Annotated in this window: 11 protein-coding genes and 1 pseudogene; 7 read left to right on the forward strand and 5 right to left on the reverse strand. The window is 71.0% G+C overall.

Annotated elements, in window-relative coordinates:
- Positions 1 to 382: 382 nt before the first annotated feature.
- Complete coding sequence (locus tag ACIBEC_RS47250) at positions 383 to 817, forward strand: VOC family protein (protein WP_360510130.1); 435 nt, start codon at positions 383 to 385, stop codon at positions 815 to 817.
- A gap of 206 nt (positions 818 to 1023) precedes the next feature.
- Here the strand turns inward: ACIBEC_RS47250 and ACIBEC_RS47255 are convergent, their stop codons facing one another.
- The gene (locus ACIBEC_RS47255; RefSeq protein ID WP_360510131.1) at positions 1024 to 1521 is read right to left on the reverse strand and encodes a MarR family winged helix-turn-helix transcriptional regulator; all 498 of its coding nucleotides are present in this window, start codon (positions 1519 to 1521) and stop codon (positions 1024 to 1026) included.
- 111 nt (positions 1522 to 1632) lie between these two features.
- On the opposite strand from ACIBEC_RS47255, the gene ACIBEC_RS47260 reads away from it, so the two are divergent.
- A complete protein-coding gene (locus tag ACIBEC_RS47260) occupies positions 1633 to 2475 on the forward strand; it encodes an NAD(P)H-binding protein (protein WP_360510132.1) in 843 nt (280 codons plus the stop codon).
- Positions 2476 to 2538: 63 nt separating this feature from the next.
- Complete coding sequence (locus ACIBEC_RS47265; RefSeq protein ID WP_360510133.1) at positions 2539 to 2943, forward strand: MarR family transcriptional regulator; 405 nt, start codon at positions 2539 to 2541, stop codon at positions 2941 to 2943.
- Between the two features lie 309 nt (positions 2944 to 3252).
- Here ACIBEC_RS47265 and ACIBEC_RS47270 read toward each other — a convergent pair whose 3' ends face one another.
- The 3 genes from ACIBEC_RS47270 to ACIBEC_RS47280 form a co-directional block, all read right to left on the reverse strand.
- Positions 3253 to 3456: a DUF397 domain-containing protein gene (locus ACIBEC_RS47270; RefSeq protein WP_360510134.1), complete on the reverse strand. Its 204-nt coding sequence runs from the start codon at positions 3454 to 3456 to the stop codon at positions 3253 to 3255.
- Between the two features lie 81 nt (positions 3457 to 3537).
- Positions 3538 to 3741: a DUF397 domain-containing protein gene (locus ACIBEC_RS47275; RefSeq protein ID WP_360510135.1), complete on the reverse strand. Its 204-nt coding sequence runs from the start codon at positions 3739 to 3741 to the stop codon at positions 3538 to 3540.
- Positions 3726 to 4568: a helix-turn-helix transcriptional regulator gene (locus ACIBEC_RS47280; protein WP_360510136.1), complete on the reverse strand. Its 843-nt coding sequence runs from the start codon at positions 4566 to 4568 to the stop codon at positions 3726 to 3728. The genes ACIBEC_RS47275 and ACIBEC_RS47280 overlap by 16 nt, the downstream gene beginning before the upstream one ends.
- Before the next feature lie 115 nt (positions 4569 to 4683).
- Between ACIBEC_RS47280 and ACIBEC_RS47285 the strand changes: the two genes are divergently transcribed.
- The 3 genes from ACIBEC_RS47285 to ACIBEC_RS47295 all read left to right on the forward strand — a co-directional run bounded on the left by ACIBEC_RS47285 (position 4684) and on the right by ACIBEC_RS47295 (position 5681).
- Positions 4684 to 4884, forward strand: a complete 201-nt coding sequence (locus ACIBEC_RS47285) for a hypothetical protein (protein WP_360510137.1) — start codon at positions 4684 to 4686, stop codon at positions 4882 to 4884.
- Positions 4884 to 5132, forward strand: a complete 249-nt coding sequence (locus tag ACIBEC_RS47290) for a hypothetical protein (protein ID WP_360510138.1) — start codon at positions 4884 to 4886, stop codon at positions 5130 to 5132. The genes ACIBEC_RS47285 and ACIBEC_RS47290 overlap by 1 nt, the downstream gene beginning before the upstream one ends.
- A 75-nt stretch (positions 5133 to 5207) precedes the next feature.
- Entirely contained in the window at positions 5208 to 5681 is a 474-nt protein-coding gene (locus ACIBEC_RS47295; protein ID WP_360510139.1) for an NUDIX hydrolase, read from the forward strand.
- 2 nt (positions 5682 to 5683) lie between these two features.
- On the opposite strand, the pseudogene ACIBEC_RS47300 reads toward ACIBEC_RS47295, so the two are convergent.
- Positions 5684 to 6621, reverse strand: a pseudogene (locus ACIBEC_RS47300) (NADP-dependent oxidoreductase).
- Between the two features lie 153 nt (positions 6622 to 6774).
- Between ACIBEC_RS47300 and ACIBEC_RS47305 the strand changes: the two are divergent.
- Complete coding sequence (locus ACIBEC_RS47305; RefSeq protein ID WP_360510140.1) at positions 6775 to 7176, forward strand: helix-turn-helix domain-containing protein; 402 nt, start codon at positions 6775 to 6777, stop codon at positions 7174 to 7176.
- Positions 7177 to 7574: the final 398 nt, after the last annotated feature.

The raw sequence follows: 7574 nt of genomic DNA on the forward strand, positions 1-7574 counted from the left end.
GCGAGGGGGAGGAAGTCAAGAGTGCGCAGGCTACTGGACGTGGCCGTGCGGTGCCGGCCCCGCACCGGGCCCTCGCCTGCGCTGACCGGCCATCAGGGGGAATCCGCGCTGCAGGAAGCCGACCGCTAGCGTCACCGCGCGCACCGCTGTCGTCCCCGTCGCCGTCCGGCGGGGGTGTCCGGTGCCCGGCGGGGTGCACCGTCCGGCGGGGTGCACCGTCCGGCGGGGTGTCGTGACCGGGCAGGACACCGTGCAGGTGACCGTCACGCGACAGCGAAGGGAGCCGGTGGGGGTTGCCGGGCGCGGCTTCGCCCGCCAACCCGGGGAACCCCACCGGAAATTGAGCGGAAGAGCCCCGAACCCCCCCTGTTAGGGTGACCCGATGTCATCGGTCAAGCAATTCCAGGTCACCTTCGACTGCGCGGACCCCGAACGCGTCGCCCGTTTCTGGTGCGAGGTGTTGGGCTACGTAGCACCGACGCCGCCGGACGGGTTTGCCACCTGGGACGATTTCAACCTCTCGCTGCCGCCGGAGAAGCGGGGTGCGTGGTTCGCGTGCAGTGACCCCACGGGGGTGGGCCCGCGCATGTACTTCCAGCGCGTTCCCGAAGGCAAGGTCGTCAAGAACCGGGTGCACCTCGACGTACGGGTCGGCACCGGACTCGTGGGCGAGGAGCGCGTGGCCGTACTCGAGGCCGAATGCGCCCGACTGGTCGCACTCGGCGCGGTCCGCGTGCAACTGCTGGTCGCCGATGACGAGAACGAGTCGTGCCTGACGATGCAGGACGTCGAGGGCAACGAGTTCTGCCTCGACTGAGCCGCCTTCCCTGCCGCAGCCGCCACGCCGCCACGCCGCCGCCCCGGTCGGGGGTGGCGGCGTGCGAGCACCGTCAGCCGGTGTCGAACTTCCCGGTGTCGATTCCCCGGTGTCGAACTCCCGGGTGTCGAACTCCCCGGTGCGGACGGCGGTGACGAAGGGGCGCCGGGCGGGGGAGGGGGAGACGAGGGCCGGGCCTGCGATCGTCAGGATCCCTTGGCGTCCTGGGCCGGGCGGCGATCGTTCAGTTGGGCGAGGGAGCCCACGTACTTGAGCATCAGGCGGGCGAACTCCAGGCGGTCGTGCTCGGCCCAGTCGGCGGTGATGTACTCGAACGCCGCACGCTGGTGGCGCCGGAAGCGCGCCATGAGGTCGGCGCCTTCGGGGCTGAGCAGGAGGACGGTGCGGCGGCCGTCCTGCTGGGAGGCGGCACGGGTCAGGTAGCCGGCCTTGATGTTGTCGGTGACCATCCGGCTGGCGACCGAGGGGTCGACGCCGAGGAGTTCGGCCACCGCTCCGACGGTGATCTCCTTGTCGGAGTCCCGGGTGTGCTCCAGGACGATGTTCAGGACCAGGGTGCGGCTCAGGTCCTTGGCCGAGACGGGGTTCTCCACCTCCAGTAGCGAGGTGCGGCGCAGTTTGGAGAACGCGGGGCCCACGGCGTTCAGCAGTTCCTCGGCCGTCTGCGGCTCGTTCGTCGTCATGCACCCATCGTAATGTCCGTGAGCTTCGGAAGGCATGTGTTGACGTGAAATTACGTGCATGCGATCATGCATATGTCTTCGAGCAAGCTTCGTGAACCTCCGGGAGTTTCCATGACCATCCTCATCACCGGCGCCCGCGGCAAGGTCGGCCAGGCCGTCATCAACCGCCTGCACACCGCCGGCCTGCCCGTCCGCGCCGCCAGCGCCAAGCCCGCCGAGCCGGCCGTCCCGATCGGCGTCGAGGTCGCCGAAGTCGACCTCAGCCGGCCCGAGACCTTCCCGGCCGCGCTCGACGGCGTGCGCCAGGTCTTCCTCTACCCCCAGCCCGAGGGCATCGACGCCTTCGCCGAGACCGCACGGGCCGCCGGCGTCGAGCACGTCGTACTGCTGTCCTCCTCCTCGGTTCTGGCCCCCGGCGCCGACACCGACCCGCTGGCCTCGCACAGCCTCCTCGTCGAGCGGGCCCTGACCGCCAGCGGCCTGCCGTGCACCTTCCTGCGCCCGGACGCCTTCGCCAGCAACGCCCTCGGCTGGTCCCACTTCATCGGGCACGGCCTGCCGATCCAGCTCGCCTACCCCGAGGCGCACATCGCGCCCATCCACCCCGAGGACATCGCCGACATCGCCGTCGCAGCCCTGACCGACACCGCCCGGCGCGGGCGCGCGCTCACCCTCACCGGCGGCGAGTCCCTCACCTTCCGCGAGCAGATCGCCGTCCTGGCCGAGGTCCTCGGCCGCGACATCCGCGTCGACACGATCACCCACGAGCAGGCCGAGCAGCAGATGAGCCGTTTCATGCCGGCCCCGGTGGTCGCCTCCCTGCTCGCCCTGTGGGCTGCCGCGTCCGCAGGCCCCGCCCCCATCGCCGACACCACCCGAACCCTGCTCGGCACGCCCGCGCGCACCTTCCGGCAATGGGCGACCGAGAACGCCGCCGCGTTCACCACGCGCTGACCCCCGCCGCTCCCGCGCCCCGCCCGGCCCACCCGACCCCGACCTCACTGAAGGACCATCACCGTGAAGCCCATCGGCTACTGGCTCAACCGCACCGACAAGGCCCTCACCCGCTCCATGAACGGCATGCTCGACGAGTTCGGCCTCACCCGGACCGCCTGGCAGGTCCTCAACGTCATCCGCGACACGCCCGACGCCGCCGACACCGACGTCCACACGGCCCTCGCACCCAACGCCGACCTCCCCACCCTGACCGCCGCCATCGACACCGCTCTCACCGACGACTGGGCCACCCGCCCCGCACCCGGCCGGCTGGCGCTCACCGAGAACGGCCGCCGGCGCCTCGCCGCCGTCGAGGAGCGGATCAGCGCCTTCCGCGAACTGTCCATGACCGGCATCACCGCGCAGGAGTACCACACCGCCGTCAGCGTCCTCGAACGCATGACGCACAACCTCGAAACCCGCTGATCACGATCATCGGCCGGGCGTCAACGGCCAGCGTGCGGAACTGCCACCAAAACCGGGGGGACGGGTACGCCCTGGTGCCCGGCCCGCACCCCACCGCCCCCGAAGGGGCGGCCACTTTCCTCCCGTACCCCTCGCCTCCGCCGTGCCCGTCAAGCTGACCGCCGCCGAGCGCCGACCAGCGGACGAAGACGGCAGCGAGCAACCGTCGTGCTGCCGGCCCCCGGGGGCGCTCCAACACCGACAGCCGCGCAGACGCGGCCACCCGTGGACACGGTGCGCACCGGCCGGGGCGGCGGCCTGCGAGCACCGTCAGCCGGTACCGAATTCGCCGGTGCGGACAGCGGTGACGAAGGACTGCCAGGCAGTGGCGGAGAAGAGAAGCGCTGGGCCGTCGGGATCCTTGGAGTCACGCACGGGCATGGCGCCAGGGAAGCCGTCAGCGACCTCCACACAGCCGTTCTGCCCGCCGCTGTGGGTGCTCTTGCGCCAGGTGGTGATGTGGGCGGGGTCCATGGCGGGCCTCCTGGTCAGGCTGTGCGAACGGAGTGGGAAGTCGATGGGGACGACTTCCCACTCCGGTGCAAAGTAGGCCTGTCAGGCGTCGAATTCGCCGGTGCGGACAGCGGTGACGAAGGACTGCCAGGCGGTGGCGGAGAAGAGCAGGGCCGGGCCGTTGGGGTCCTTGGAGTCGCGCACGGGCATGGCACCGGTGAAGCCGTCTGCCACCTCGACGCACTGGCCGCCGCTGCCGCTGTACGAGCTTTTGCGCCAGGACGCGTGAGTCAGGTTGACATCCATTCGAGGTCCCTCCGTACCGAGCGGATCGTAGCTACTGAGTCGGCCTGATTCATGGCCTCGACCAGCAACTGATCGTAGTCCCTGGCCAGGGACGAGATCGACTCGGTATCGCGGTCCAGGTAGCCGCGTTGCTCGGTCTCGCAGTAGGCGAGCATCTTGCGCCCAGGCATCTCCAGCAGAGTCACTGCGCGTGTGAATGGTCGACTCGCGCCCAGGGAGTAGGGAGCTACCTGGATGACGAACCCAGGCTGGCTGGCCAGGTGTTCGAGCTGCATCAACTGCTCGACCATCACCTCTCGGCTGCCGATAGTCCTTCGGAGGCAGCTCTCATCCAAGACTGCGTGCACGATGGGCGCAGGCGTGCGGCGAAGTGTCTGCTGCCGCGTAAGGAGATAGCTGATGCGCTCCTCCGCCTGTTCCGGAGTGGCAGTGCCTCGCCGGATGTTTCCTTGCTCCCAAGCCGTGGCGTACGCCTTGGTCTGAAGAAGACCGTGAATGACGTTGACCTCGAAGAACTTGATCTTCTCGGCGCTGTTCTCATGGTTGGCGTACTCGGGGAAGCCTGGCACCAAGGCTGTGTGCTTGTGCTGCCACCACATCAGCATCAAAGTCCCGCCCGTTTCCAGGACTTCATCGGCCTTGGTAGCAAACTTTTCACTCGGGGGTCGACGTGCAAGTTCAACGAACGAGACGTACGAGGCGCTGACTCCGCACTTGCGGGCGAGCTGGAACTGCTTGAGGCCCTTCGCCCTGCGTGAGTTGCGGAGTTGGACCGCGAAAGGGGCCCAGGGGCCGGACGCCGGGTCGATTTCCTTGATGTTCACCATGGCTGCTCCAAAACAACGCGCCCACGAGGTCAAGTCGTTTGCCGCTTCCGATGCTAGGTGACGCCGGGCCACCATGTGCACAGAACGTGAAACGCCGATCGCGGAGGGTTCTTCCATGGCTCAAGATCAGGTTCCCCGCACCCACGGGTACGGGGTGCGCTTCGATCCCGAGGTGCAGCGCTACCGGGTCCGTAACGAGATCACGGGGGAGTGGCTGCGCCAGGACTCCGGCGAGTTGGCGTCCTTCACCTTCTTCGGTGACGCCTACAGTGCCTGGCAGGTCTTCGAGGTGCACAAGCGGCCGGGGGAGAGGTGATGCCCTCCCCGCTCGCCCGTGTGACCGCCGAGCAGCGGCGGCAGGTCGCGTCCGTCGTCGAAGACCTCGTGTCCGTGCTCGCCCTCGGCGGGGTGAAGTTGCCGTCCATCGCCGTGGACTGGGAGTACGGGCGCAGGACGGGCAACTACCTCGTCCGGCTCGGTTCGGCCGGTCCGCTGGTACTCCTGCGCATCCTCGACCTGCTGCGTAAGGGGCTGCGCTACGAGCGCCTCACGTATGACGACTGAACTCCTGGCCCGCCTGCTGTGGTGTGCGGGCTTCTCTCTCGTCCTCTTCGCCGCCGTCAGAAAGTGAACTCCCCCATGCGTGACCCCGACCCCCGCCTCCTCGCCAAGCCGCCGGTGTGCCGGCTCGGCTGCCTCGTCCTGGTCCGTAACCGGCGCGGCGAGGTCCTGCTCGTCGACCCGGACTACATGGACGGCATGATCCTGCCCGGTAGCTCCGCGAAGCCCAACGAGCCGCCGAACGTGGCCGCTGCCCGGCACCTGCACGCCGAGACCGGTCTGCACCTGCGCCTGAGCGACCTCGTCGCCGTCGACTTCACCCCGGCCGACCGCCACCTGGAGCGCCTCAACCTGGTGTTCGACGGCGGCACCGTCCGCGACGACGCCCGCCTGACCGTCCCGCCGCAGCACAAGAGCGGCCTGCTCGGCGCCCGCTTCGTCCCCGTCCGGGAGCTGCCCAGCCGCATGGCGCCCTCGCAATGCGCCCGCGCCATGGAGGCGTTGGCCAACCGCACGCTGCCCGTCCTCCTCCACGGCCAACGCGCCGCCTGAGGTCAGGGCGCCAGCACCAGCCGCCCCCGCAGCCCGCCCGCCGCCAGGCGCTCGTGCGCCTGCCCGGCCCGCTCCAGCGGCAGCGTGTCCGCCACTCGCAGGGTCAGGCGGCCCTCGCCCGCGAGCGCGGCGAGCCGGCCCAGGGCGGGCCCGTCGGCGGTGATCCACACGTTCGCGACCCGGATCCCGCGCAGCCCCACCGGTGCGCCGGCGCCCGCGACCGCCACGAACGCGCCGCGTCCGCGTACCGCGCCCAGCGCCCGTACGCCCAGCAGTGCCGCGTCGATCGCGCCGTCGACCCCGCCGGGCACCAACTCCCGTACGGCCGCCGCCACATCGCCTGCCGTGCGCGGCACGAACCACTGCGCGCCCAGTCCGCGTACCAGTGATTCGTCCCCCGCCCCGGCCTGCGCCACCACCCGCAGGCCCCGCAGCGCGGCCAGTTCGACGGCGAAGCCGCCGACGGCGCCCGCCGCGCCCGTGACCAGCAGCGTCGACCCGGCGGGCAGGTCCAGCAGGTCGAGGGCCTGCAGCGCGGTGAGGCCGTTCAGCGGCAGTGTCGCCGCCTGCTCGAACGTGACGTTCGCCGGGATGGCTGCGAGGGCGTCGGCGTCCAGGACGGCGTGGTCGGCGTAGGCGCCGAGGTCCACGTCCAGGCGGTCGCGCAGCCCCGCCACCCGCTGCCCGGGCGCGAAGCCGGCGACGTCCGGCCCGACCGCTCGACCGTCCCCGCCAGGTCCCAGCCGATGCCCGTCACCGCCCGGGGCGCCATCAGCCCGGCCTCGGCGAGGACCCCGGCGCGGGTGACCGCGTCCACCGGGTTGACCCCGGCCGCCGCGACCCGCACCCGCACCTGCCCGCGCCCCGGCTGCGGCAGCGCCACCTCGACCAGCTCCAGCGCTTCCAGGCCGCCGAACTCCCGTACCACCACGGCACGCACCACACCACACTCCTCGAGATCAGGGGGGAACACCGCCCCGCATCGCCCCACGCCGTCCAACACCGCCCAACCTAAGGAGAGCTACTCTCCACCGGGAAGCACGCACCCCGAGGTGCGTACCGCACGGCAAGGAGAGAGCCCGTGTCGCCCACCATGACCGCCGCCCAGCGCCGCGCCGCCGCAGCGGCCGGCTATGACGCCTACCTCGCCCAGTGCCCGGCCCGCCAACTCCTCGACCGGATCGGGGACAAGTGGACCAGCCTGGCCGTCAACGCCCTCGCCGACGGCCCGCAGCGCTACAGCGACCTGCGCCGGCGCCTGGCCGGGGTGAGCGAGAAGATGCTCACCCAGACCCTGCGCGCGCTGGAACGCGACGGCCTGCTCACCCGCACCGTCACCGGCGGCGTCCCGGCCCGCGTCGACTACGAACTCACCGCGCTCGGCCGGGACTTGCTTCCGCTGATGCAGTCGATCAAGACGTGGGCGGAGTCCCACATGCCGCAGGTGCTGCAGGCCCGCGCCGCGTACGACGACGGGCGCGGCACGCCGGTGTGAGGGTGCTCGGGCCCGGTCAGCGCCTCGGCGCCGTCCGGCGGCGGCAGGACCCTGCGGCGACGAGGAGGCCGATTCCCCACAGCAGGAACGCCGCGACCGTGAAGGCTGTGAAGGCCGTGAAGGCCGTGAAGGCCAGTGTTCGGGGCGGGACCCGGCGTCCGGCCAGGAGCGGCGCCCATCGCGGGAACACCACGCCCCACGCCCCACGCCCCACGGCCGGAGACGGGACGGCGATCGGCAGCCCGCCCGGAGGTGCCAACTCGACTGCTCATACGGCGGATTGCGGCCGGAACCTCCCCGACGCAAGCTCGTTGTCCCGGGCGGGTCAAGCGGCCCGGCCGGCGGCGGTGTGCCGTCGGCCCTGACGAAGGGATCTCCCTTGACTTCCTCCCCCTCGT

The sequence above is a fragment of the Kitasatospora sp. NPDC051164 genome, from assembly GCF_044455625.1.
GTDB lineage: Bacteria > Actinomycetota > Actinomycetes > Streptomycetales > Streptomycetaceae > Kitasatospora.

Coding starts and splice junctions, on each gene's coding strand:
- ACIBEC_RS47295 (WP_360510139.1), top strand. CDS start 5,208: ATGCGTGACCCCGACCCCCGCCTCCTCGCCAAGCCGCCGGTGTGCCGG.
- ACIBEC_RS47260 (WP_360510132.1), top strand. CDS start 1,633: ATGACCATCCTCATCACCGGCGCCCGCGGCAAGGTCGGCCAGGCCGTC.
- ACIBEC_RS47280 (WP_360510136.1), bottom strand. CDS start 4,568: ATGGTGAACATCAAGGAAATCGACCCGGCGTCCGGCCCCTGGGCCCCT.
- ACIBEC_RS47290 (WP_360510138.1), top strand. CDS start 4,884: ATGCCCTCCCCGCTCGCCCGTGTGACCGCCGAGCAGCGGCGGCAGGTC.
- ACIBEC_RS47275 (WP_360510135.1), bottom strand. CDS start 3,741: ATGGATGTCAACCTGACTCACGCGTCCTGGCGCAAAAGCTCGTACAGC.
- ACIBEC_RS47250 (WP_360510130.1), top strand. CDS start 383: ATGTCATCGGTCAAGCAATTCCAGGTCACCTTCGACTGCGCGGACCCC.
- ACIBEC_RS47270 (WP_360510134.1), bottom strand. CDS start 3,456: ATGGACCCCGCCCACATCACCACCTGGCGCAAGAGCACCCACAGCGGC.
- ACIBEC_RS47285 (WP_360510137.1), top strand. CDS start 4,684: ATGGCTCAAGATCAGGTTCCCCGCACCCACGGGTACGGGGTGCGCTTC.
- ACIBEC_RS47255 (WP_360510131.1), bottom strand. CDS start 1,521: ATGACGACGAACGAGCCGCAGACGGCCGAGGAACTGCTGAACGCCGTG.
- ACIBEC_RS47305 (WP_360510140.1), top strand. CDS start 6,775: ATGACCGCCGCCCAGCGCCGCGCCGCCGCAGCGGCCGGCTATGACGCC.